The 23561-nt window shown below is 64.5% G+C and carries 20 protein-coding genes; 8 read left to right on the top strand and 12 right to left on the bottom strand.

Translation table 11 applies throughout. The features are described 5' to 3' along the window. Positions 1-83: 83 nt before the first annotated feature. Genes ACYG9V_RS06535 through ACYG9V_RS06525 form a run of 3 tightly spaced genes read left to right on the top strand, consistent with a single transcriptional unit; the run spans position 84 to position 3190 of the window. Entirely contained in the window at positions 84-1361 is a 1278-nt protein-coding gene (locus ACYG9V_RS06535) for a Re/Si-specific NAD(P)(+) transhydrogenase subunit alpha (RefSeq protein WP_023739660.1), read from the top strand. Then, positions 1361-1786: a proton-translocating transhydrogenase family protein gene (locus ACYG9V_RS06530; RefSeq protein ID WP_032885960.1), complete on the top strand. Its 426-nt coding sequence runs from the start codon at positions 1361-1363 to the stop codon at positions 1784-1786. Before ACYG9V_RS06535 ends, ACYG9V_RS06530 begins: the two co-directional genes overlap by 1 nt. A 6-nt stretch (positions 1787-1792) precedes the next feature. Continuing rightward, a complete protein-coding gene (locus ACYG9V_RS06525) occupies positions 1793-3190 on the top strand; it encodes an NAD(P)(+) transhydrogenase (Re/Si-specific) subunit beta (RefSeq protein ID WP_023671337.1) in 1398 nt (465 codons plus the stop codon). A 92-nt stretch (positions 3191-3282) separates the two neighbouring features. On the opposite strand, the gene ACYG9V_RS06520 is transcribed toward ACYG9V_RS06525, so the two are convergent. Beyond that, positions 3283-4200, bottom strand: coding sequence for a membrane protein (locus tag ACYG9V_RS06520; RefSeq protein ID WP_023700421.1), 918 nt, complete (start codon positions 4198-4200; stop codon positions 3283-3285). Between the two features lie 331 nt (positions 4201-4531). Between ACYG9V_RS06520 and ACYG9V_RS06515 the strand changes: the two genes are divergently transcribed. Further along, complete coding sequence (locus ACYG9V_RS06515; protein ID WP_023703663.1) at positions 4532-5977, top strand: hypothetical protein; 1446 nt, start codon at positions 4532-4534, stop codon at positions 5975-5977. Positions 5978-6013: 36 nt separating this feature from the next. Here ACYG9V_RS06515 and gyrB read toward each other — a convergent pair whose 3' ends face one another. The 3 genes from gyrB to ACYG9V_RS06500 all read right to left on the bottom strand — a co-directional run bounded on the left by gyrB (position 6014) and on the right by ACYG9V_RS06500 (position 11907). Next, the gene (gene gyrB, locus ACYG9V_RS06510; RefSeq protein WP_023671333.1) at positions 6014-8485 is read right to left on the bottom strand and encodes a DNA topoisomerase (ATP-hydrolyzing) subunit B; all 2472 of its coding nucleotides are present in this window, start codon (positions 8483-8485) and stop codon (positions 6014-6016) included. 145 nt (positions 8486-8630) lie between these two features. Continuing rightward, positions 8631-11261: a caspase family protein gene (locus ACYG9V_RS06505; RefSeq protein WP_023683525.1), complete on the bottom strand. Its 2631-nt coding sequence runs from the start codon at positions 11259-11261 to the stop codon at positions 8631-8633. A gap of 76 nt (positions 11262-11337) precedes the next feature. Then, on the bottom strand, positions 11338-11907 hold the full coding sequence (locus ACYG9V_RS06500; protein WP_023683526.1) for an NADPH-dependent FMN reductase: 570 nt from the start codon (positions 11905-11907) through the stop codon (positions 11338-11340). 217 nt (positions 11908-12124) lie between these two features. Here ACYG9V_RS06500 and ACYG9V_RS06495 point away from each other — a divergent pair, with 217 nt between their 5' ends. Beyond that, positions 12125-13495, top strand: a complete 1371-nt coding sequence (locus tag ACYG9V_RS06495) for a cytochrome P450 (protein ID WP_023671330.1) — start codon at positions 12125-12127, stop codon at positions 13493-13495. Between the two features lie 15 nt (positions 13496-13510). Here the strand turns inward: ACYG9V_RS06495 and ACYG9V_RS06490 are convergent, their stop codons facing one another. The 8 genes from ACYG9V_RS06490 to ACYG9V_RS06455 form a co-directional block, all read right to left on the bottom strand. After that, a complete protein-coding gene (locus ACYG9V_RS06490) occupies positions 13511-14491 on the bottom strand; it encodes a complex I NDUFA9 subunit family protein (RefSeq protein ID WP_023695927.1) in 981 nt (326 codons plus the stop codon). 104 nt (positions 14492-14595) lie between these two features. Beyond that, positions 14596-15048 carry a DoxX family protein gene (locus ACYG9V_RS06485; RefSeq protein ID WP_023671328.1) on the bottom strand — a complete coding sequence of 151 codons (453 nt, stop codon included), beginning with the start codon at positions 15046-15048 and terminating at the stop codon, positions 14596-14598. A gap of 197 nt (positions 15049-15245) precedes the next feature. Further along, positions 15246-15527: a hypothetical protein gene (locus ACYG9V_RS06480; RefSeq protein ID WP_023671327.1), complete on the bottom strand. Its 282-nt coding sequence runs from the start codon at positions 15525-15527 to the stop codon at positions 15246-15248. Positions 15528-15764: 237 nt separating this feature from the next. Then, the gene (locus ACYG9V_RS06475) at positions 15765-16766 is read right to left on the bottom strand and encodes an Ldh family oxidoreductase (protein ID WP_023695926.1); all 1002 of its coding nucleotides are present in this window, start codon (positions 16764-16766) and stop codon (positions 15765-15767) included. A gap of 114 nt (positions 16767-16880) precedes the next feature. Then, the gene (locus ACYG9V_RS06470) at positions 16881-17690 is read right to left on the bottom strand and encodes an ABC transporter permease (RefSeq protein ID WP_023689221.1); all 810 of its coding nucleotides are present in this window, start codon (positions 17688-17690) and stop codon (positions 16881-16883) included. Next, positions 17690-18403 carry an ABC transporter permease gene (locus tag ACYG9V_RS06465; RefSeq protein WP_196813869.1) on the bottom strand — a complete coding sequence of 238 codons (714 nt, stop codon included), beginning with the start codon at positions 18401-18403 and terminating at the stop codon, positions 17690-17692. The genes ACYG9V_RS06470 and ACYG9V_RS06465 overlap by 1 nt, the downstream gene beginning before the upstream one ends. A 161-nt stretch (positions 18404-18564) precedes the next feature. Next, positions 18565-19365 (bottom strand): transporter substrate-binding domain-containing protein, encoded by an 801-nt coding sequence (locus ACYG9V_RS06460; RefSeq protein WP_023671323.1) that lies wholly within the window; start codon positions 19363-19365, stop codon positions 18565-18567. 54 nt (positions 19366-19419) lie between these two features. Further along, positions 19420-20235, bottom strand: coding sequence for an ABC transporter ATP-binding protein (locus ACYG9V_RS06455; RefSeq protein WP_023693139.1), 816 nt, complete (start codon positions 20233-20235; stop codon positions 19420-19422). 226 nt (positions 20236-20461) lie between these two features. Between ACYG9V_RS06455 and ACYG9V_RS06450 the strand changes: the two genes are divergently transcribed. From ACYG9V_RS06450 to ACYG9V_RS06440, 3 genes are read left to right on the top strand one after another with little or no spacing between them, the layout of a single operon-like run. Next, positions 20462-21334, top strand: a complete 873-nt coding sequence (locus tag ACYG9V_RS06450) for a dimethylarginine dimethylaminohydrolase family protein (protein ID WP_352764845.1) — start codon at positions 20462-20464, stop codon at positions 21332-21334. Then, entirely contained in the window at positions 21304-21972 is a 669-nt protein-coding gene (locus ACYG9V_RS06445) for a TetR family transcriptional regulator C-terminal domain-containing protein (protein ID WP_352764843.1), read from the top strand. Before ACYG9V_RS06450 ends, ACYG9V_RS06445 begins: the two co-directional genes overlap by 31 nt. Next, the gene (locus tag ACYG9V_RS06440) at positions 21969-23549 is read left to right on the top strand and encodes a 5-guanidino-2-oxopentanoate decarboxylase (protein ID WP_352764841.1); all 1581 of its coding nucleotides are present in this window, start codon (positions 21969-21971) and stop codon (positions 23547-23549) included. Before ACYG9V_RS06445 ends, ACYG9V_RS06440 begins: the two co-directional genes overlap by 4 nt. Positions 23550-23561 lie beyond the last annotated feature (12 nt).

Below are 23561 nucleotides of genomic sequence, written 5' to 3'. Positions count from 1 at the left end.
AAGGGCGTAGCCGGACATCCGGCCGCACTCTTTCGCAAAGCCGCACTCTTGCGCAAACAGGTTCCAGCCGAAAGGATCATGCGGTGGGACAGACGGTTTTCATCCCTCGCGAGCTCGATGCCAGCGAGCCTCGTGTCGCGGCCTCGCCCGATACCGTGAAGCGGCTGGCGGCGCTGGGCTTCGACGTCACCGTCGAGACGGGCGCCGGCACCAGGTCGCGCATTCCCGATGAGGAGTTCGCCAAGGCGGGCGCCGCGATCGGCAAGGCTTCGGATGCGAGCCGGGCGGATGTGGTGCTGAAGGTGCGCCGGCCGACCAACGCCGAGCTGAAGGGCTACAAATCGGGTGCGGCGGTCATCGCCATCATGGATCCCTACGGCAATGATGCCGCGGTCGCGGCGCTTGCCGAGGCTGGGGTCACCGCCTTCTCGATGGAATTCATGCCGCGCATCACCCGCGCCCAGTCGATGGACGTGCTGTCGTCGCAGGCCAATCTCGCCGGCTACCAGGCCGTGATCGACGGCGCGTCGGAGTATGACCGCGCGCTGCCGATGATGATGACGGCGGCCGGCACCGTGCCGGCAGCGAAGATCTTCATTATGGGCGTCGGCGTTGCCGGCCTGCAGGCGATCGCCACGGCGCGCCGTCTCGGCGCCGTCGTCACCGCCACCGACGTTCGTCCCGCCGCCAAGGAACAGGTGGCGTCGCTCGGCGCAAAGTTCCTCGCCGTCGAGGACGAGGAGTTCAAGGCGGCCGAGACCGCCGGCGGCTACGCCAAGGAAATGTCGAAGGAGTACCAGGCCAAGCAGGCAGCGCTCACCGCTGAGCACATCGCCAAGCAGGACATCGTCATCACCACGGCGCTGATCCCCGGCCGTCCGGCGCCGAAGCTGGTGTCGGCGGCGATGGTCGCCTCGATGAAGCCGGGCTCGGTGATCGTCGACCTCGCCGTCGAGCGCGGCGGCAATGTCGAAGGCGCAGTTGCAGGCCAGGTGGTGACCACGGCCAATGGCGTGAAAATCGTCGGCCACCTCAACGTGCCCGGCCGCGTCGCCGCATCGGCCTCGCTGCTCTACGCCAGGAACCTGTTCGCCTTCCTCGAGACGCTGGTCGACAAGACCAGCAAGACGCTCGCCATCAACCGCGAAGACGATCTGGTCAAGGCGACGATGCTGACCGACGCTGGCCGCGTGGTGCATCCGGCCTTCGCCAAGGCGGCGGAACAGCCCCATGTCGAACCGGCGGCCATTCCGGCGGAGACCATGGTGGCTGATGCCACGCCGAAGAAGGCTGCACCGAAAAAGGCGTCCGACAAAGCCACTGCCGGCAAGTCCGCCGCCAAGCCGAAGGGGATCGCGTGATGGATCAGACCTTGCAGAAAGCCCTCGATCAGCTCGACCAGGCAAGTGCCGCCGTCCGGCTGGCTGTGCAGAACCTGGCCAACGCGCCCGGTGGCGCCGATGCGGCGGGCGATGCCGCGCACGCACTGTCCGGCGGCGCCATCGATCCCTTCGTCTTCCGCTTCGCCATCTTCGTACTTGCGATCTTCGTCGGATACTACGTCGTCTGGTCGGTGACGCCGGCGCTGCACACGCCGCTGATGGCGGTCACCAACGCCATCTCCTCGGTCATCGTCGTCGGCGCGCTGCTGGCCGTCGGCATCTCGGCCTCCGGCATTGCCACCGGCTTCGGCTTCGTCGCGCTGATGCTGGTCTCGGTCAACATCTTTGGCGGCTTCCTGGTCACCCAGCGCATGCTGGCCATGTACAAGAAGAAGGACCGGTAGAGCGCCATGAACGCCAACTTCGCGTCCTTCCTCTACCTGGTCTCTGGCGTCCTGTTCATCATGGCGCTTCGCGGCCTGTCGCATCCGACCACCAGCCGCCAAGGCAATCTCTACGGCATGATCGGCATGGGCATTGCCATCGCCACCACGCTGGCGCTGGCGACTCCGTCCGCCGGGCGCTTCGGCCTGATCGTGCTTGGTCTAGCCATCGGCGGCGGCGTCGGCGCCGTTACAGCGCGCCGCATCGCCATGACGTCGATGCCGCAGCTGGTCGCCGCCTTCCACTCGCTGGTCGGCCTTGCCGCCGTCATGGTCGCGGCAGCCGCCATCTACGCGCCGGAAAGTTTCGGCATCGGCACGAATGGCGACATCCACGCCCAGGCGCTGATCGAGATGAGCCTTGGCGTTGCCATCGGCGCCATCACTTTCACCGGCTCCGTCATCGCCTTCCTCAAGCTCGATGGCCGCATGTCGGGCAAGCCGATCATGATCGGCGGCCGTCACATCATCAACGCGGTCCTCGGCATCGCGCTGATCGTGCTGATCGTGCTTCTGGTCACCACCGAGGCCAAGCTGGTGTTCTGGCTGATCGTCGCGGCGTCGCTGGCGCTCGGCGTCCTCTTGATCATCCCGATCGGCGGCGCCGACATGCCGGTCGTCGTCTCGATGCTGAATTCCTATTCCGGCTGGGCGGCGGCCGCACTCGGCTTCACGCTTGGCAATCTGGCGCTGATCATCACCGGCGCTCTGGTCGGCTCGTCCGGCGCCATCCTGTCCTACATCATGTGCAAGGGCATGAACCGGTCGTTCATCTCGGTCATCCTCGGCGGCTTCGGCGGCGAGACCGCGGCGGTTGCCGATGACGGCATCGAACGCACGGTCAAGCAGGGCTCGGCCGACGACGCTGCCTATCTGATGATGAACGCACAGAAGGTCATCATCGTGCCGGGCTACGGCATGGCGGTCGCCCAGGCCCAGCACGCGCTGCGCGAAATGGCCGATAAGCTCAAGGCCAATGGCGTCGACGTCAAATACGCCATCCACCCCGTGGCAGGCCGCATGCCGGGCCACATGAACGTGCTGCTCGCCGAAGCCAATGTTCCCTATGACGAAGTGTTCGAACTGGAAGATATCAACTCCGAGTTCGCGCAGGCCGATGTCGCCTATGTCATCGGCGCCAATGACGTCACCAATCCGTCCGCGCGCGACGACAAGTCGTCGCCGATCTACGGTATGCCGATCCTCGACGTCGACAAGGCCCGCACCTGCCTGTTCGTCAAGCGCTCGCTCGGCTCGGGCTACGCCGGCATCGACAACACGCTGTTCTACAAGGACGGCACCATGATGCTGCTCGGCGACGCCAAGAAGATGACCGAGGAAATCGTCAAGGCCATGGATCACTGACCCCGCCGCAACCTTCCACTGGAAGGTTGTCGGTCCATCATCGGAAACAAAAAAGCCCGGTTCGACCGGGCTTTTTGATGTTGAAGACCGGTTCAGCGGCTGGTCAGGAAAACCGCTTCCTCGTCGTCGCGCTGCCTGCCGCCCAGTGCTGCCGCAGCGCTGGCGATGAAGGCGCCGATAACCAGCGACAGGGCGCCAAGCAATGCGAAGGTGGCGCTGCCTTTCCGTGCGGCGTCGGCGGCCTGCTTTGCCTTGACCTTGGCGTCCTCGACCCTGGCCACCAGGGCGTCGACACGCGCCTTGGCGTCGGCCTCGGAAAGCCCGGTGCGGGCGGCGACCAGCTGCGACAGATAGGTCTTGTCGTCAGCCGAAACTTCGCCTGCCGCCGCACTGGCGATGAGGATGCGCGAAGCCTGCCCGGCCGCAGCCGCATCGCTGTCCGGATTGGCCGCCGCGAGCCTGGCGGCATCAGCCGGACGGAACAGCGTATCGACGAGATAGGACGTTGCATTGTCGGCCGGTGCGCTGCCGGCATTGGCGGACGCGCCGGCCGAAGCACCCATGGCGGCGCCTGAGGCAACAGTAGAAGCCGCCTGCACGCCTGAACCAAGCACTGCCGACAGCGCCGACCCGAGAATGCCGACGACCAGCAATGTCGCCAGCGCCCAGGCGAGGAGGCCGTGCGCGGTGTCACGGAAATAGACCTCGTCGGTGTGGATGCCGACCCATTTGGTGCGCAGGCGTCCGGCAAGATAGCCACCGACCCCGGAGGACAGCCATTGCACGATGATGAGCCAGATGGCGCCGGACACCGCGAAGGTGGTCAGCGAGGCACTGGCGCCGGACCACGGCGAGACCATGGTCAGCCCCAGCCCCGAACCGAGCAGCATGAGGATGAAGGTCAGCGTCGAGGCCGCGAAGGCGCCGGCGATGATCGGACCCCAGCTGACGGCCGGGGCGGAGGATTCCGTTGAGGCGGATACGTCGACAGCCGATACGGTGGACTGCATCGACGCCTCCTACCGTACGAACAGCATGATGAGAATGATGATCGGGATCGGAATACCGAGCAACCAGAGCAAAATACCGCGTCCCATAAAGAGCCTCCCTGCGAGAAATTGATCGATGTCGTCACAATGTTCCTGAGCGATTTCCGTTCCGAAGGGCAATGAAATGATTTGCTTGCCGGGAACGGAACTATTTTCCGCGCGGCCCGAGGCACAACTGCGAAACTGTGGATTGGTTCACGGAGTTCCACATGGGCTGCCGTGTATTGTTGGCTCGGTGAGCCGGGGGTAGCATGAGCGATCCCGCCGTCGGATGTCGTCAACGGAGACGCTGATGCCCAAGACTGTCGCATCGCTGGCTTACAAAAAGGCGCAGCCCGGCCAGGCGGTGGTGATCGTGCACGGCATGGGCGAGCAGCGGCCGATGGGTACGCTGAGGGGATTCGTCCAGGCAGTCTGGAGCAGCGATCCCACCCGTGCTCCACCCTACGCCCAGATTCCCGATCCGGCCGTTTCCGGCGCCACGATCAACCAGAGCTGGATCACGCCCGACAGCCGGACCAAGTCACACGAGCTGCGCCGCATCACCACGCCCTACGACGTCGATGGCCGCCGTACCGATTTCTACGAGCTTTATTGGGCCGACATCACGCAAGGCACGACGCGCGGCCGGCTGGCCGCCTGGGTGACGAACCTGTTGTGGCGCAAGCCCGCCGACATTCCGCTCGACGCCCGCAAGCTTTACGTCGCCACACTTCTGATCGTTATCGTCATTCTGGGCGCAGCACTCGTGCTGGCAACATCGGTCTGGCAACAGGCCGTTACCTTGACGACCGGCCTGATGATCACCACCCTCGCTTCTTTTGTCATCTGGGCGGTGGATCAGTTCGCCCTGCCCTATTTCGGTGACGTCGCCGCTTATGTGCGCGCCGAGGCGGCGACGATCGAGAAGCGTGCGCTGATCCGCGACAGAGGCCTGACGTTGCTCAAGACGCTGATGAAGGACGATGCTTACGACCGCATCGTGCTGGTCTCGCACAGCCTTGGGTCGATCATCGCCTATGATTTGCTGCAGATCCTGTGGGCCGAGTTCCGGCCGCGAAGGCTGGAAGCGGTCCGCGACAAGGCCAAACTGGCGGCGGTCGAGGCCGTCGACAAGGCAACGCTCGGCTCTGATGGGTCAGCGTGGCCAAAGAACCTTGAAGACCTCGCCGGATTCCGGCGCGGTCAATGGGCGCTCTACCAGCAGCTTCGGACCAAGGACGCCGACCACCCGCTGCCCTGGAAGATCAGCGATTTCGTCACGCTTGGCAGTCCGCTCTCCCACAGCGAATTCCTGGTGACCTACAATCTCGCGGAATTCAGGCGTGGCCTTGCCGAGCGCCTGTTCTCGGCTTGCCCGCCGATTGCCGATGACGGGCGCCCCGGCGGCACCGTGCTTTACCGGGAAGGACACAGCCAAGGCAAGGCGCAGCGCGCGGTGCATCATGGCGCGGTGTTTGCGGCAACGCGCTGGACGAACGTCTACGACCGCGGCAATGGCTGGGCGACAGGCGATCCGATTTCCGGTCCGATGACGGAAAACTTCGGCCCCGGTGTGGAGAACATCCAGATCGAGCTTCGCAGCTCACTTGGCCGTATCTTCACCCACACGCTTTATTGGTCATCGACGGCAAACGGCGTCGAAATCGCCCTGCCGGCGGGCACCGCGCCGCGCTCGCATCTGCAAGTGCTGCGCGACGCGGTGGACCTTGGTCGGAAGCTGGAGCCAAAGGCCTGACCCGGAGTGGAGCTCCGGCGGCAAGGCCCCCAGCCCTCAAATGTCCAGATTGGCAACTGACAGCGCGTTGTCCTGGATGAATTCGCGCCGCGGTTCGACCTCGTCGCCCATCAGCCGCGAAAACAGCGAATCCGCATCGGTGGCGTCATTGACCTTGACCTGCAGCAGCGAACGCACATTCGGGTCGAGCGTGGTTTCCCAGAGCTGCTCGGCATTCATCTCGCCGAGGCCCTTGTAGCGCTGCATGGTCAGGCCCTTGCGGCCGGTCGCAAACACCGCGTTGAGCAGCGCCAGCGGCCCCGAAATGGTTTCGGAGACATCCTTGCGGCGCAGCACCGGCGGCTCGCCATAGACTTCCATGAGGCGCGGGGCATAGCGGTCGAGCTGGCGTGCGTCGGCCGAATTTATCAGCCCGGCATCGAGCTGCGCGAATTCCTTGACGCTGCGCACCGTGCGTTCGAACACATAGCCGCCGACGCCTTCATTGGAGGTCGACAGCCGGCCGGTCCAGCCGCGCTCGGTGTCCTCGGCAATGATGTCAAGGCGCTGGGCGACGCGTTCGGCCATGGCATTGGCGCGGCCGAGGTCGTTTAGCACATCGGCGTTGAGCGCGCCGGCGATCGCCGCCTGTTCGACCACGCCCCTGTTGTAGCGCGTGTGCAGCCCGTTGATGAGCTGGCGCACGGCCAGTGCATCATCGATCGAGCCGCGCAGATCCTGTCCGGCCCGCGCCTCGCCGGAGGCAAGCGTCAGCGACGCCTCCTCCAGCCCGGAGCCGATCAGGAACTCCTCGAAGGCGCTCTCGTCCTTGATGTATTGCGAGCTTTTTCCGCGCGTCACTTTGTAGAGCGGCGGCTGGGCGATGTAGAGATGGCCGCGCTCGATCAGCTCCGGCATCTGGCGGAAGAAGAAGGTGAGCAGCAAGGTCCTGATATGGGCGCCGTCGACGTCGGCGTCGGTCATCAGGATGATCTTGTGGTAGCGCAATTTGTCGGCGTTGAACTCGTCCTTGCCGATCGAGGTGCCGAGCGCGGTGATCAGCGTGCCGATCATCTCGGAGCCGAGCATGCGGTCGAAGCGCGCCCGCTCGACATTGAGTATCTTGCCGCGCAACGGCAGGATTGCCTGGTTCTGGCGCGAACGGCCGCCCTTGGCAGAGCCGCCGGCCGAGTCACCCTCGACGATGAAGATTTCGGATTTCGCCGGGTCGCGTTCCTGGCAGTCGGCAAGCTTGCCAGGCAGAGAGGTGACGCCGAGCGAGCTTTTGCGGGTGATGTCTCGGGCCTTGCGCGCGGCTTCGCGCGCCGCGGCCGCCTGGATCACCTTGTCGATGACCACCTTGCCCTCGGTCGGGTGTTCTTCCAGCCAGGTGCCAAGCGCCTCGTTGACCAGGCCTTCGACCACCGGGCGGACTTCCGACGAGACCAGCTTGTCCTTGGTCTGGGAGGAGAATTTCGGGTCGGGAACCTTGACCGACAGCACCGCCGTCAGGCCTTCGCGGCAGTCGTCGCCGATCAGCGCCACCTTTTCCTTCTTGGTCAGGCCCGACGATTCGCCATAGCCGGTGATCTGGCGCGTCAGCGCGCCACGGAAGCCGGCCAGATGGGTGCCGCCATCGCGCTGCGGGATGTTGTTGGTGAAGGCCAGCACGTTCTCGTGGTAGCTGTCGTTCCACCACATCGCCACTTCGACGGTGATGCCGTCGCGCTCGGCCTTGATGGCGATCGGCTTGTCGATCAGCGGTTTCTTGACCCGGTCGAGATATTTGACGAACTCTTCCAGGCCGCCATCATAGTGCAACTCGTGGCGCACGAGATCGGCATGGCGGGCATCGGTCAAAATGATGCGCACGCCGGAATTCAGGAAGGCGAGCTCGCGCAGCCGGTGCTCCAGCGTGCCGAAGTCGAACTCGACCATGGTGAAGGTTTCGGACGACGGAAAGAAGGTGATCTCGGAACCGCTGCGGCCCTCATAGGTGCCGGGCTGCTTGTTCTGCTCATAGCTGCCGGTCGCCTTGAGCGGCGCATCGGCATTGCCATGCGTGAAGCTCATCTCGAAAATCTGGCCGTTGCGGCGGATTTTCAGCTTCAGCCAGGCCGACAACGCGTTGACCACCGAGACGCCGACGCCGTGCAGGCCGCCAGACACCTTGTAGGAATTCTGGTCGAATTTGCCGCCGGCATGCAGCTGCGTCATGATCACTTCGGCCGCCGAAATGCCTTCGCCAGTGTGAATATCGGTCGGAATCCCGCGGCCATTGTCGATAACGGTGACCGAACCGTCGGGATTGAGCGTCACCGTGACCAGATCGGCATGGCCGGCCAGCGCCTCGTCGATGGCGTTGTCGACCACCTCATAGACCATGTGATGCAGGCCCGAGCCGTCGTCGGTGTCGCCGATATACATGCCCGGCCGCTTGCGGACAGCGTCCAACCCCTTCAAAACCTTGATGGAATCGGCGCCGTATTCGGCCTCAGCGCCGTTGGCGTTGTCGCTTTGATCGCTCATGAAAACCTGTCTGATTGATGCCGCATGCTCAGCGCGAAAAAATGGCTTCGAATCACGCCGCTTTGATGTCCTAGATATAGGCGCAAAAGGCGGTTTTTCCAAGGTTTGCGGGCATTTCAGGGCTGAATCCCGAGCTGGCAGCCGGCTATTTTTTCGCGGCTTTCAATTTGGCCAGAAGACGGCGCAGATATTTGATCGTGGGTTTGTCCCTCGGCGCCAGTTTGCCTGTGCGGTCAAGCTCCAGCGTCAGGTCTAGCGCCTGCGACAACACAGCCTTCGGATTCTTCGCCACATAGGCATAGTTGATATAGGCCTGTACCAGATCGAATTGCCAGATCGCATTGTCCGGATCGGACAGGGCCAACCGCTGGCGGATGGCCAGGCTGGCTTCGAAGGCCTTCTTCGAGCCCTCATAGTGGCGCTGCTTGGTCTCCAGCAGGCCTATTTCCTCGAACGTGATCGACAGGTCGCGCTGCCAGTCGGAATTGCCCGGGTCGAGATTTGCCAACCGGTCGGCAATGACGAGACTGTCCTGGTAGTTCTGCAAAGCACCGGCGATATCGCCCTGGGCATCAAACACGCCGGCAATTTTTTCCAGACAGACCGACAGGTCGCGCTGCCAATCGGTGTTGCCTGGGTCGCTGGCGGCAAGGTCTCGCGCCGTGGCCAGCGCCTGCTGGTAGGCCTCCAACGCGAATGGCCAGTCCTTCTGGTCGCCGTAAGCATTGCCGATCTTGGCGTAACCGACCGACAGGTCGCGCTTCAAATCGGTGTCGTTTGAGTCGCGGCGCACCAGCGCTTCGGCGATTATTTGGCTCTTGTTGTAGGCGTCGAGCGCGCCCGCAGCGTCGCCACGCTCGCGCAGGACGTCGCCGATCCTGGTGTAGCTGACGGAGACGGCGCGCTGATGCCTGGGGTCGTCGGGGTTGTTCTGCGCCAGCGCCAGCCGAATTCTCAGGCTCTCTTCGAATGCAGTCTGGGCGCCATCCAGCTGGCCGGCGGTACGGGCAAGACCGCCGATTTCGTCGTAGGTAATGGTCAGGTCGCGCAGCAGATAGACGCTGTTCGGCTCGGCATCGGCCAATTGCTGCTTGATGGACAGGCTTTGCTGGTAGGCCTGGGCTGCCGCACCCAGGTCGCCTTGCGTGGCCAGCACATTGCCGATCTTGTCATTGGCCATGGCGAGATCGCCGAGCCAGTCCTTCTTGTCCGGCACGTCTGTGGTCAGGCCCTGCAACATGTCCCTGGCCGCCTCATAGTTTTGCAGGGAGGCCGGCAGATCGCCTTGCGCCATCTTGATGTTGGCGAACTTGATATGGCCGATGGCGAGGTCGCGCTTGACGCTCGGATCGGTTTCCTGGCGCGCTCGCTGCTCAAGATTGGCGACCAGCGCCGCAAAGGCGCGGCCGGCGGCGTCGGTGTTGCCGACCGTTGTGTAGAGGATGCCGAGCTCTTCCAGCGTGCGGCTTTGGCGGTCGGCCTGTTCCAGGCTGAGCGAGGTCTGCCCGGCTTCGCCATAGAGCGCCAGCACCGTTTCATAGTCCTTGATGGCGGTTGCATAGTCCAGGGTGGCACGCGCCGCGCCGCCCGAGAGAAATCGCGTCGCGGCTTCGGACAGGGTGCGGCTGACGAAATTGGCCTTCAACGCCTGGCGCGAGACATTGTCGACGTCGGCGGCCTTGGCGAGGATCACGCGTGCACCATCGAAAGCGCCGAGCGCCAACTGTTCCTCGGCCTGGCGGCGCAGTTCGGTCACCTGCGGGTCGTCGGCGGCCAGCGTCTTCATCTCGCCGCGCACCTTGACGAAGGCGTCGGCCGCCTCGCGCAGCTTGGCGTCCAGGCTTTCGCCGGAGAGATGGCTGGTGTCGGAACTGATCAGCGCGCCATAGAGCGGCGCCAGCGGCATGTCGGCATCGCTGGCGACCCGTTCGACCGCGCCGCGCATTTCCGGCGTCACATCGGCCATGGCAAGCAACAGCCGCTCGCGCTCCGGCAGTTGTTCCTTGGCCGCCGAGGCGAAGAACAGCTTCGGCAGCCCGCTCTCGACGTAGGGCAGCTGTTTTCCGCGCGAAAGGTCGTAGACCTCCTGCTGCACCAGCGTCAGCACCGAGCGGATTTCGAGCCCGTCGGTGCCGAGGTATTTGATCAGCGCCGCTGTAAAGGGCGAATTCGCACCGGTACCGTCGGCAGCCGTCTCGCCGGGCGCCGCCGAAAAGGCGAACAGGATGTTTTCCGCCTTGCCGACGCGTCCGAGGCCCGGCTTGATCTTGTCCACCAGGTCCTTGATCAGCGATGTGGCGCCACGCCCGTCGCCGTTGCCGCCTGTGAACGGATCGCTGCGGCAGGCGTCGAGCACGATCAGCCCGACCTTCGCCGTGGCGGCAACCGCATCGCGCACTTCCTCCAACGGCAGGCTGGTCTTCTCCAGCTGGTCGAGCGAGGAGGCATCGGCATCGACCGGCAGAAGACGGTTGTCGCCGGAGATTTCGACGCCATGGCCGGAGAAATACACCAGCGCCACGTCGGCGCCCATGGCGTCCTCGCGAAAATCGTCGAGAGCCCGGCGCATGCGCCTGAGATCACGATTGGTCTCGACCACGACCTCGAAGCCGAGCTTCTTCAGCGCCACTTCCATCACCTCGCCGTCATTGACAGGATTGGCCAGCGGCCGCACCAGCCGGTAGTCGTCCTCGGCAATGACCAACGCCACGCGCCGCTCCGCCACCGCTGTGGCGGTGGTCGCAAGCATCAACAGCAAGGCAAACAACAGGCGCAAATCGAACCGCCCCCGGCTCAGTCACCTGCCGACCATTCCACCTCTTTATGGCATGAGCAAGCCGGGGCCGGCTGCGTTACGTAGCCCGCATCGGCTTCAGCGCCCCGCTCCAGCGCGAGAGCTCGTCCAGCATGGTCTTGGTCCCACCCTCTACCTGCTCACTAGCCTGGAAGGAGCCGTCGCTCTCCAGCAGTTTCTGATACATCGGCAGCGCGACGCCTTCCGAGATGGGCATGACGCCCACCGCGGTCAGCAGCGGCTTCAGCGCCTGCGCGGCGCGCAGGCCTCCGGAAATGCCGCCATAGCTGAAGATGGCGGCTGGCTTGTATTTCCATTCGCGCGCAAGGTAGTCGATGGCGTTGACGATCGCAGGCGCCACGAAATAATTGTACTCCGGCGCCACGAACACGAAGGCGTCGGCGGCATCAATGACCTTCGACCAGGCTTTGGTGTGGTCGTTCTGGTAATTGCCGAGCCTGGGGTGATGCGGCTCGTCCAGAACCGGCAGATGGAACGTGGCAATGTCGGTCAGCACCGGTTCGAATTTGCCGTGCTCGCGGGCAAAATCCTCCAGCCAGTGGGCGAAGACCGGCCCGGCGCGGCCCGGCCGCGTGCTGCCGATTATGATGTTCAGCTTGTGCTTCAAGCGGACTCTCCTGGGCGATTGGCAGTAGCTGTTGGTAACTGTCACCTATGGCAGAGTGTCCAACCGGACAAGCCGCAACCGTTTCACCGGCGGTCACGATCCGATGAACACACCGTCTGTCGGGCACACCGGGCGCTGCAGCGTTTCAGTTTGCCGTTCGGTCACATGGACGCCCGGATTGCCAGCCACTACATCTGAGCTATCAGCGGAGCACCTCATGGACACGCAGCCCGTCCCCTTCGTGCCGCCGGCGCCCAGGCCGCGCACGACGCCGCCTTCGACGCTGGAGATGATGCGGATCGTCTACCGCAATCCGCTCGAACTGTGGGGCGAGCACACCTACAACGAGCCCTGGATTTCGGCGAATGGCGTCGGCGGGCATCTGATCGTCGCCAACGATCCCGGCCTTATCCGCCACGTGCTGATCGACAACGCCAAGAACTACAAGATGGCGACGGTGCGCCAGATGATCCTGCGACCGATCTTGCGCGACGGGCTGTTGACCGCCGAAGGCGAGGTGTGGAAGCGCTCGCGCAAGGCGATGGCGCCGGTGTTCACGCCGCGGCATATCTTCGGCTTCGCCGAGCCGATGCTGCGCCGCACGATGCAGTTCGTCGCCCGCTATGACGAAGGCGGCATGACCGATGTCGCCCATGACATGACGCTGCTCACCTACGATATCCTGGCCGAGACGCTGTTTTCGGGCGAGATTGCGGGCGAGCCCGGCAGTTTCGCGCAGGAGATCGACCGCCTGTTCGAGACCATGGGCCGCGTCGATCCGCTCGACCTGTTGCGCGCGCCCGAATGGCTGCCGCGGCTGACCCGCATCCGCGGCCGCAAGACCATGGCCTATTTCCGCAAGATCGTCACCGATACGGTCAAGATGCGCGAGGAGCGGCTGAAGCGCGACCCCGACACCGCGCCGCAGGATTTCCTGACGCTTCTGCTGCGCGCCGAAGGCCCCGACGGGCTGACGCGGGCGGAAGTCGAGGACAACATCATCACCTTCATCGGCGCCGGCCACGAGACCACCGCGCGGGCACTGGGCTGGACGATCTACTGCCTCGCCGAAGCGCCGTGGGAGCGCGAAAAGGTCGAGCGCGAGATCGAGGCCGTGCTGGCGCGCGAACCCGACCCAACGAAATGGCTCGAGGCAATGCCGTTCACCCGCGCCGCCTTCGAGGAGGCGCTGCGGCTTTATCCGCCGGCGCCGTCGATCAACCGCGAGCCGATCGAGACGGAGACCTGGAACGATCTGGTGCTCCCCAAGCGCGCGGCCGTACTGGTGATGCCTTGGGTCGTCCACCGCCACAGAAAACTGTGGGACATGCCCGACGCCTTCATGCCCGAACGCTTCCATCCGGGAAACCGCGAGAAGATCGACCGCTTCCAGTATCTGCCGTTCGGCGCCGGTCCGCGCATCTGCATCGGCGCCAGCTTCGCCATGCAGGAGGCGATCATTGCGCTGGCCATCATGCTGTCGCGCTTCCGCTTCGATGTGACCGCCGAGACCAAGCCGTGGCCGGTGCAGAAACTGACGACACAGCCGCAGGGCGGCCTGCCGATGCAGGTCACGCGGCGCGTTTAACGGCGCAACGCCTTGTTACGCGATACCGGCGGGCTTGCGCTGGAACTGGCCTGCGGCGCGGAAGCGCCAGAGATAGCTGGGCAGGATGGTGCCGATAGACTGCGGCTGGATGTCGAGGCCGGCAAGGTTCCGGTTGGCCTTGTTGGCCTCCTCCGACACGATGTTGGGCTGGCGCAGCAGCAGCACCTGGTCCTTGGTCAGCAACGGGTTGGGCAGCAGGCCGAGGATCGAGGCCTGCAGATTGGCCATCCACCACGGCACCGGTACCAGGAGCCGCTTGCGCTCGATGACGGTCAGCAGCTCTTCCATGCACTGCTTGAAGGTGAGCACTTGCGGCCCGCCGAGTTCATAGATCTGGCCACCCTTGACCTTGCCCTCGACCGAACGCGCCACGGCTTCGGCGACATCGCCGACATAGACCGGCTGGAACTTGGTCTGGCCGCCGCCGATCAGCGGCAGCACCGGCGAATAGCGCGCCATGTCGGCGAAGCGATTGAAGAAACTGTCCTCCGGTCCGAAATTGATCGCCGGACGGAAGATGACGGCGTCCGGGATCGTCTCCAGGACGGCCTTTTCGCCGAGCGCCTTGGTGCGGGCATAGTCGGATTCGGCGTTGAGGTCGGCGCCCAGCGCCGAGATGTGGGTGAGCCCTGCGCCGACCGAGCGTGCGGCTTCGGCGACGGCGCGGGCGCCGAATTCGTGCACGGTGTTGAATTTCTGCCGGCCGCTTTCATGCGGGATGGCGACCAGATTGATGACATGGTCGGCGCCCTGCACGGCGCGGTCGACCGACCAGCGCACGCGCACATTGGCCTGCACCGGCTGGATCTGGCCGACATTGCCGAGCGGCTGCAGATGTCCCGCCAGATCGGGCCGGCGCACCGCCACCCTGATGCGGTAGCCGCGCTTGGCCAGCGCCCGCACGATGTGGCGGCCGACGAAGCCGGAGCCGCCGAAGACGACCACGAGCTTGGGGATCTGCAGGATTTCGGTCATGGCTGGCTCCGGCGCTCGAAAGCTTGGCTGAAGCCGTTTCATAGTCCGTTTTGGGCCAAAGGCAAAGGGTGACGCGTCGTCGCTGCCACCCTCTTATAGACCCTTCAGAACGCCTTGCCGAGGCGCGCGTCGACCGACTGGCGGTTGCCGCCGCGGATAACGAAGAACAGCAGGATCGCCGCCCATAGAAGCGACTTTTCAGCGCCGGAAAAGCCCTGGCCGACAGTGATCCAGTGGAACCAGACGGTGACCAGCAGCACGATCATGCCGGCAAAGGCGGCGGGCCGAGTCAACAGGCCGATGGCGATCAGAATGCCGCCGAAGAATTCGGTGCAGGACAAAAGCAACGACCAGAACGCGCCGGGATAGAAGCCGAGGCCTTCGACCATCTCGGCGGCGCCGAAAGGGTTGGTGATCTTCTGCGAGCCGTGAATGGTGAGAAACCCGCCGGCGACGACGCGCAGAAGGGTTTCGGCGCCGTCATGCAGCGACGAGTACAGGCGGCCAAACACCGGAATGATCAGTCTGCCGCGGGAGGCGTCGGTGGTTGCGGACATCGTAGCTCCTGTTGTTGTGATGACCTCTCGCAAACGCCCGATGGTCCCATCAAGTCAAGTTAACAAAAGTTAACTTTCACCGTCATGTTTATTGCTCACGGAGGGATGAAACGCAGAAAACCCCGCCGAAGCGGGGTTTTCCGGGCAGCATCAGGACGAAGCCAGGGGCCGACGGAGCGGCCTGACCTGAGACGGTATCAGGAGGGCGTGAAGCAAGTACGCCCACCCCAGCCCTGGACATCCGACATGGTGCCGCCGACCTGCTTGCAGGCCGCGATGAAGTCGGCGCTGCAATTGGCAAATTTGGCGTGGCCGTTCTTGCAGTAATGGTCCTCGGTTGCACCGCCGCTCGGAGCCGTGATGACGCCGGCCGAAGATGGCTTGACCGGCGCGGCCTTCAGGGAGGCCGCCTGGGTGGCGCCCATGAAAGAACCGAGCAGAAGGACTGCTATCAGCAGGGTGGTCTTGGTGTTGGTCATGATGATTTCCTTTGATTGCGGTTGATGTTTCCGGAGCGCAAAGGGCACACCCTTCGCGTGAAGCAGGCTTTCGATTTGGTTGGGTGTTTCCTCCGGTCTGGTTCGGGCAAGCTCACCTTGCCCTGGACAAGGATGGGTCGCCGCAAGACGCAAGAAGGTTCAGCAGGCGGCGCAAATGCGCGCCTGCCCGTCGCCAACCGGAAGGTCAGTTTAAATTGTTTGATAAAGAAGGATTCTTCAGCCCGAATAGCGCTCGGCGAATTCGGAAATGCGCTGCACCACGGCTTTGGGGGCGTTGATGCCGCGCGCCTGCGCCTTCTCCGCCGCTTCGGCCCGCGCCCGGCCCGGCACGTGCACGCCAAAGCGCCGGCGCAGCCGGTCGAGCTGGTCCTTCATGCGCTGCTCAAAATCCGGGTCGAGCAGCTTGGGCTCGACGGCGAGCACGAACAGGCCGGTTCCCGGGCTGTCCGGTCCGCCGGAGAACCAGGGCGCGTCGAGCGACCAGTTGGCGCCCGACAGGCCAGCCGCCAGCACTTCGACCATCAGCGCGATGTTGGCGCCGCGCTGGCCGCCGAAGGCCAGCATGGCGCCCTTCATGGCCGCGGCCGGATCGGTGGTCGGGTTGCCGCTGGCGTCCAGCGCCCAGCCTTCGGGGATCTTCTTGCCGTCCTCGGCCGCCTTGCGGATGTTGACGAAGGCGGTGGCGCTCGACGACTGGTCGATGACCAGCGGCGCGCCATCAGCGGCGGGTGCCGCAAACGACATCGGGTTGGTGCAATAGACCGGCTTGACCGAGCCCGAGCCTGCCAGCACCGCCGGCCCGTTGGTGGCGGCGAAGGAGACCAATCCCAATTGCGCCAGACGCCCGGTGAAATAGCCTAGTGCGCCGCAGGTATAAGCGTTCTTCTGCGAGAAGATGGCGACGCCGAACAGCCTTGCCGCCTTGGCGAGGTCGTCGATGGTGCGGTCGAAGCCGGTATGGGCGAGGCCGCCACGCGCATCGGAGAGATAGACGGCGAGCGCCGGCCTGGTGATCACGGGATCGGCATTGCCGTCGATGCGGCCGGCTTCCAGCGCTTCGAGGTAATCGATGAAATGGGTCAGCCCGACGGTCGAAAGCCCTTCCGCCTCGGCGGCAATGATCGAGGCGGTGAGCGACCTCGCCGCCTCCTCATTGGCGCCGGCGCCGAGCGCCGCCATCCGGCACAGCCCTGTTGCCTGGTCGAGAGAGAGTTGCATGGTGCGGACCCGATTGGTGGTGAGAGTGAGTAGGGAGTAGTCAGTAGGGAGTAGCGAAAGCAAGCGGTTTCCCGGTCATATGCTGACTACTCACTACTGCCTGCTCACTGTTCCCTAGCCCACCTTGTTCGGTATGCGCGCCTCGATCTTGCTGAATGCAAACACCAGTATGCCGGTGATGATCATGTAGATCAGCGCCAAAAGCAGCAAGGGTTCGTAGGTGAGGTAGGTGTCCTGCCGGACCTTGGACGAGACTGCGAAGATGTCGATGACGCTGATCGTCGCCACCAGCGGCGTCGACTTCAGCTGCAGCACGGTTTCGCCGGTCAGCGTCGGCAGCGCCCGGTAGATGGCCTGCGGCAGCCAGATGCGGCGGAAAATCTTCCAGCGGCTCATGCCGAAGGCGCGGGCTGCCTCGAGCTGCCCCTTGGGCACGCCGGCAAAGGCGCCGCGCATCACTTCGCCCTCATAGCCGGCGAATGACAAGGTCAACGCCAGCACGCCATAGGGCCAGGCTTGCCTGAGATACGGCCACATCCAGGATTCGCGAATCCACGGATATTGCGGAAACAGCGAGCCCAGCCCGTAATAGAGCAGCCACAGCTGGATCAGCAGCGGCGTGCCCCTGATGACGGTGCAGAATGTCCTGGCTGGAGCGGAAAGCCAGAACGGGCCGGCGGCCTGCGCCAGCCCGAGCGGCACGGCGAGCAGGAAGCCGAGAAAGCAGGTGACGGCCAGGATCCACAGCGACCGCCAGATGCCGAGAAGCCCCATTTCGTAATATTGCGGCAGCCAATCCCAGCGCATGAAGAAGGCTGCGCCGAAAACCAGCGCGATCGCGACCAGGATCAGCACGATGCGATGCGGCTGCAGCCACAGCGACGTGCGCGCGGCAGCGTTGATGATGGTCGCTTCTCCGGCCATCAGCGCGCATCCTTGAGCGACGGCATACCGCGCCGCGACCAGGCCTCGAGGCGGCCGATGAGCAGGTTGGAGACCAGCGACAAGATGAGATAGAGCACGCCCGCGGCGAAAAAGAAGGTGAAATAGGCTTTGGTGACGCCCGCCGCCTGCCGCGTCGCCAGCGCCAGTTCGTAAAAGCCGACGACCGCCAGAAGGGCCGTATCCTTGGTGGCGATCAGCCACAGATTGGCGAGCCCGGGTATGGCGAAGGGCAGCATTGCCGGCAAGGTGATGCGCCGCAGCATGAGCCCGGGTGACATGCCATAGGCGCGGGCGGCTTCGATCTGGCCCTGCGGTATGGCCAGGATGGCGCCGCGGATCACTTCGGTCGAATAGGCGCCCTGGACAAAGCCGAGCACGGCGATGCCCGCGGCAAGGCCGCTGATGTCGACGCGCTGGTAGCCCATAGCGGTCAGCGCCTGGTTGATCAGGTCTGTTCCGGCATAATAGAGCAGCAGGATCAGCACCAGTTCGGGCACGGCGCGCACGATGGTGGTGTAAACCGCCAGCAGGTCGCGCACGACAGGACCGCCATAGAGCTTGCCAAAGGCGCCACCGGTGCCGATCAGAAGACCGAGGACCGTGGCGCCGAGCGCGATCTCGATCGAATGGAGCAGCCCAAGCAACAGCGTGCCGCCCCAGCCCGGCGGATTGGGCGAGAGAAGTTCTATGATGCCGGCCGCCGAGGCCGAAAGAAGTGCGTCGATCAGCGTCGCCCCCGGATTGCTGGGTCCAACCACCGCCGACGGCAGCGCCGGCGGCAAGCATGTCTGGGAAAGGTCGGGCAGGAGGGGCATGGCGTTGGCGCCATGCCCCTCAGCTCATGCGAGGATCGTCAGTTCGACTGCGCGCCGCCACCACCGTAAATGTCGAAATCGAAGTATTTCTTCGATATCTCGTCATATTTGCCGTTCGAGCGGATCGCCTTGATGCCGGCGTTGATCTTGGCCTTAAGGTCGGTGTCTTCCTTGCGCACGCCGGCGCCCACGCCCGGTCCGAGCACTTCATCGTCCGGAGCCACCATGCCCTTCAGATCGCAGCAGGCCTTGCCCTGGTCCGACTTCAGAAATGCGTCGAGCGCGATCGAATCCGCCTGGACGGCGTCGAGGCGGCCTGCGGCCAGATCGTTGTTGGCTTCGTCCTGCGTCTGGTATTCCTTGATCTCGGCGGCCGTGGGCCCGAAATGCTTCTTGGCATAGGCCGAATGGGTGGTCGACACCTGCACGCCGAGCACTTTGCCCTTGAGATCGTCGGGCGTGGCGCCGAATTTCTGGTCCTTCGGCCCGATGATGGCGGTCGGCGTGTTGTAGTACTTATCCGAGAAGTCGATGGTCTTCTCGCGTTCGGCAGTGATCGACATCGAACTGGCGATGACGTCGATCTTCTTGGTCGTCAGCGCCGGGATGATGCCGTCCCAGGCGACAGGCGTGATGACGCAGTCGAGCTTCTCCTCGGCGCAGACGGCGTCGATGAACTCGATTTCCCAGCCAACCCATTTGCCGGAAGCGTCCGGCGAGGTGAAGGGCGGATAGGGCTCGGCGGCGACGCCGATCTTGACCGGATCGGCCTTGGCCACGCCCATGGCGGCGACGCCGAGCAGCAGCGCTGCGGCGAATGTTTTCAGAACAGTCTTCATGTCACGACTCCCAGTTTGTTGTTGGTTCCCGGTTTTCTTCCGTCCCGGCTTGTCCTAGCCGATGTTGCGGATGAACTGCTTCAGCCTTTCGGATTTCGGTGCGCCGAATATCTGCTCCGGCGGCCCCTCTTCCTCGACCAGCCCGTTGCAGAGGTAGACGACATGGGTCGCGACCTCGCGGGCGAATTTCATTTCATGCGTGACCAGCACCATGGTGCGGCCCTCGCGCGCCAGGTCGCCGATCACCTTCAGCACCTCGCCGACCAGCTCCGGGTCGAGCGCCGAGGTCGGCTCGTCGAACAGCATGACGCGCGGGTTGATGGCCAGGGCGCGGGCGATCGCCGCGCGCTGCTGCTGGCCGCCCGAGAGATAGGCCGGATAGACGTCGCGCTTTTCGGCCAGGCCGACGCGCGCCAAAAGCTTTTCGGCTTCCCTGATCGCCACGTCGCGCCTGACGCCCAGAACATGCACCGGAACCTCGATGACGTTCTCGATCAGCGTCATGTGGCTCCACAGGTTGAAGTTCTGGAACACCATGCCGAGCTTGGCGCGGATGCGTTCGATCTGCCGGCGGTCGGCGGGCACGGTGTGGCCGTGGCTGTCGGCCTTGAGTTTGATCTCCTCGCCATTGACGCGGATGATGCCGCTGGTCGGATTTTCCAGGCAGTTGATGCAGCGCAGCAGCGTCGACTTGCCGGAACCCGAGCCGCCGATAATGGCGATCACCTCGCCGTCGCGCGCCGACAGCGAAACGCCTTTCAGCACATGCAGCTGGCCGAATTTCTTGTGCAGGTTCTCGACATGGATGGCTTCGGCGGCGCCGTCCTGCGCCTTGCCGGATTGGACTGCGGCGGTTCCCGCCGCGCTCACCGGGGAACCTCTGCCACAGGGTCCACGGCAGATCGTCGAACGTCTATCCGGCTAATCAACATACGCTGTAATGCCCACTCCAGACTTCAGCATGGACCCAACAGCGCGAGCCCGTCAATCCCGCTCATTACGGCACTTGCGGCCTTATTGTGCAAGTGTATAAATAGCCTCCGATGAAATTTTTTCCATTTTTTTCACCTTGAACACGGCATTGAAAAGGGCACTGATGAGCGCTTTCGGATCACAATCCATGGCGGCGCCGTTGCGGCGCGTGCTGATGCGGTCGGCGGCCAATGCCATGCGCGGTGCCGACCGGGCTACCTGGCACTATGGCCCGGGTTTCGACCCGGCGAAAGCGGCGGCGCAGCACGCGGCTCTCGCTGAGCTGGTGACGGCGTCCGGCGCCGAAATCGAATGGATCGATGACAAGGCCGACGGGCTGTCGGATTCCGTATTCACCCACGACCCGTCGCTGATGACCGACCGCGGCGCGCTGATCCTGTCCATGGGCAAGCCATTGCGCGCCCGGGAGCCATCGCTGCATGAGGAAACCTACACACGCCTGGGTATTCCCATCCTCGGCCGCGTCCAGGCTCCCGGCCAGGTCGAAGGCGGCGATTGCGTATGGCTGGATAAAAACACGCTGGTAATCGGGCGCGGGGTGCGCTCCAACCAGGAAGGCATACAGCAGGTTTCCAACCTGCTGACGCCGCTCGGCATTTCCGTCTACGGCTTCGATCTGCCGCTGTGGCAGGGCGAGGAGGCGTGCCTGCATCTGATGTCGGTGATCAGCCCGCTGGCCGACGACCTGGCCCTGGTCTATTCACCGCTTTTGCCGGCTCCGTTCTATCAGTTGCTGAAGGCGCGTGGCATCCGGCTGGTCGAGGGCGACGCCGAAGAGTTTGCCGCTTCGAACGGCCTCAGCCTGAACGTGCTGCCGACCAGCCCGCATAAGGTCATTGCCGTCGCCGGCTTTCCCAAGACCAAGGCCGCGATGGAAGCCGCCGGCTGCACGGTTCAAATCTTCGAGGCGGATGCCCTCTGCATCGCCTGCGAAGGTGGGCCGACATGCCTGACGCGGCCCATCCTGCGGCAATGAATGAGCGCCGCAAGTTCCGCCGCGAGGGCGAGGAGCGGCGGCGGCAGGATCTGATTGACGCGACCCTGGACAGCGTGGCCGAACATGGGCTGGAGGGCGCCAGCCTGCGCACCATCGCACTGCGCGCCGGTGTCACCGCCGGGCTGATCCGGCACTATTTCCCCGGCAAGGAAGACTTGCTGCAGGAAGCGTACGCGGCGCTGATGGGCCGCATGACGGAGCAGGCGAAGGCGGCATTGCTCATGGAAGACGCCTCGCCGCGCCGGCGCCTTGCGGCCTTCGTTGCCGCCAACCTCAACGCGCCGATCATCGATGCACGCGTGTTTTCGCTGTGGGCAACATTCATCGGCCGCGCCGGCGCGGATCCGAGCCTGGCTCGCGCCCACCGCGAAGGCTATCTCGGCTTTCGCAACGAGGTGGAAGCGGTCGTCGCCGAAGTGCTCGGCGCCGAGCAGCGCAGGCCAAACGCAAATGAGCTGCGCCGCCATGCCATTGCGATCAACGCGATCATCGACGGGCTCTGGATCGAAGGCTGTCTGGCCGCAGAGATGTTCTCGCCTGGCGAATTGGCGGCGATCGGCGTCAAAGCCATAGAGGCCGAGCTCGGCCTCGCGCCGCAAAAGGGAGAGAAGCCATGACCACCATCGGCGAAGCGCTGATCACGCTGCTCGAAGCGCATGGCGTTGACACCGTTTTCGGCATTCCTGGCGTCCACACTGTCGAGCTCTACCGCGGGCTGGCGCGTTCAAAGATCCGCCATGTCACGCCGCGTCACGAACAGGGCGCCGGCTTCATGGCCGACGGCTACGCCCGCGCCAGCGGCCGGCCGGGCGTCGCTTTTGTCATCACCGGACCGGGGCTGACCAACACCATCACCGCAATGGGCCAGGCGCGCGCCGATTCGGTGCCGATGCTGGTGATTTCGGGCGTCAACGCGATGCCGACGCTGGGAAAGGGGCTGGGCTTCCTGCATGAGCTGCCGGACCAGCGCGGCATGATGGAGAAGGTGGCGCTGTTTTCGCAGCGTGTCACCGAGGCCAGCGAATTGCCGGGCGCTTTGGCGCGGGCCTTCGCGCTGTTTTCGTCGTCGCGGCCGGGCCCCGTCCATATCGAGATCCCGACCGACGTCATGGTCAAACCGGCCGACGGCATCGCTGCTTCGCTCACCAATGCAGCGCCGCCGGCGCCGGATGGCGCGGCAATTGCCGAGGCAGCCAGACTGATCGCAGCCGCGCGCCGACCGCTGATCCTTGCCGGTGGCGGCGCCAAGCGCGCCGAACAGCCACTGCAGCGCCTGGCCGAGCGGCTCGGCGCACCTGTCGTCCAGACCGCCAATGCGCGCGGTCTGCTGCACGCGCATCCGCTTTGCGTGCCGGCCAGCCCCAGCCTGAAGGCGGTGCGTGCGCTGATGGCAGACGCCGATCTGGTCATTGCCGCCGGCACCGAATTCGGCCCGACCGACTATGACGGTTACAGCGACGGCGGCTTCGTGCTGCCCGCCAATCTGATCCGCATCGATATCGGCGCCGACCAGCTCGCCCGCCGCCCGGTGAGCGTCGGCATCCAGGCCGATTGCGCGGAGGCGCTTGGTGCACTGCTAGGCGCGCTCCATCCTGATCATGCCGCAGCGAAGGACGGCGAGAGCCGCGCAGCCGCGTCGAGAAAGGCGGCCTTTGCCGAGCTCAGCCCGGCCTATGCCGCGCAGGTGCGTGCGGTGGAAACCATCCGCGACGCACTGCCGGGCGCCATCATCGTCGGCGATTCCACCCAGCCGATCTACGCCGCCAATCTCTATTACGACCATGACCGGCCAGGCGGCTGGTTCAACGCCGCCACCGGTTTCGGCGCGCTCGGCTACGGGCCGCCGGCGGCGATCGGCGCAGCGCTCGCCATGCCCGGCGTGCCGGTGGTTTGCCTGACCGGCGACGGCGGCTTCCAGTTCACCTTGCCGGAGCTAGGCGCGGCGCTCGATGCACCCGCACCGGTCATCTTCGTCGTCTGGAACAACAGAGGCTATCGCGAGATCGAAACGTCGATGCTCGATGTCGGCGTCGAGCCGGTCGGCGTGTCCCCGGCGCCGCCGGATTTCTGCAAGCTGGCCGAGGCCTATGGTATATCAGCCGAGCGGCTTGCCGGTACTGCCGGTCTCGCCGATGCGCTCAAGCGCGCACGCGCAACCAGACTGCCGCACGTCATCGAAATCACCATCGACTGACGCCTGGCCGCG

Source organism: Mesorhizobium sp. W016 (assembly GCF_054719485.1).
This window is presented reverse-complemented; position numbering and strand designations above follow the sequence as displayed.

Coding starts and splice junctions, on each gene's coding strand:
- ACYG9V_RS06530 (WP_032885960.1), top strand. CDS start 1,361: ATGGATCAGACCTTGCAGAAAGCCCTCGATCAGCTCGACCAGGCAAGT.
- ACYG9V_RS06525 (WP_023671337.1), top strand. CDS start 1,793: ATGAACGCCAACTTCGCGTCCTTCCTCTACCTGGTCTCTGGCGTCCTG.
- ACYG9V_RS06520 (WP_023700421.1), bottom strand. CDS start 4,200: ATGCAGTCCACCGTATCGGCTGTCGACGTATCCGCCTCAACGGAATCC.
- ACYG9V_RS06515 (WP_023703663.1), top strand. CDS start 4,532: ATGCCCAAGACTGTCGCATCGCTGGCTTACAAAAAGGCGCAGCCCGGC.
- gyrB (WP_023671333.1), bottom strand. CDS start 8,485: ATGAGCGATCAAAGCGACAACGCCAACGGCGCTGAGGCCGAATACGGC.
- ACYG9V_RS06495 (WP_023671330.1), top strand. CDS start 12,125: ATGGACACGCAGCCCGTCCCCTTCGTGCCGCCGGCGCCCAGGCCGCGC.
- ACYG9V_RS06490 (WP_023695927.1), bottom strand. CDS start 14,491: ATGACCGAAATCCTGCAGATCCCCAAGCTCGTGGTCGTCTTCGGCGGC.
- ACYG9V_RS06485 (WP_023671328.1), bottom strand. CDS start 15,048: ATGTCCGCAACCACCGACGCCTCCCGCGGCAGACTGATCATTCCGGTG.
- ACYG9V_RS06480 (WP_023671327.1), bottom strand. CDS start 15,527: ATGACCAACACCAAGACCACCCTGCTGATAGCAGTCCTTCTGCTCGGT.
- ACYG9V_RS06475 (WP_023695926.1), bottom strand. CDS start 16,766: ATGCAACTCTCTCTCGACCAGGCAACAGGGCTGTGCCGGATGGCGGCG.
- ACYG9V_RS06470 (WP_023689221.1), bottom strand. CDS start 17,690: ATGGCCGGAGAAGCGACCATCATCAACGCTGCCGCGCGCACGTCGCTG.
- ACYG9V_RS06460 (WP_023671323.1), bottom strand. CDS start 19,365: ATGAAGACTGTTCTGAAAACATTCGCCGCAGCGCTGCTGCTCGGCGTC.
- ACYG9V_RS06450 (WP_352764845.1), top strand. CDS start 20,462: ATGAGCGCTTTCGGATCACAATCCATGGCGGCGCCGTTGCGGCGCGTG.
- ACYG9V_RS06445 (WP_352764843.1), top strand. CDS start 21,304: ATGCCTGACGCGGCCCATCCTGCGGCAATGAATGAGCGCCGCAAGTTC.
- ACYG9V_RS06440 (WP_352764841.1), top strand. CDS start 21,969: ATGACCACCATCGGCGAAGCGCTGATCACGCTGCTCGAAGCGCATGGC.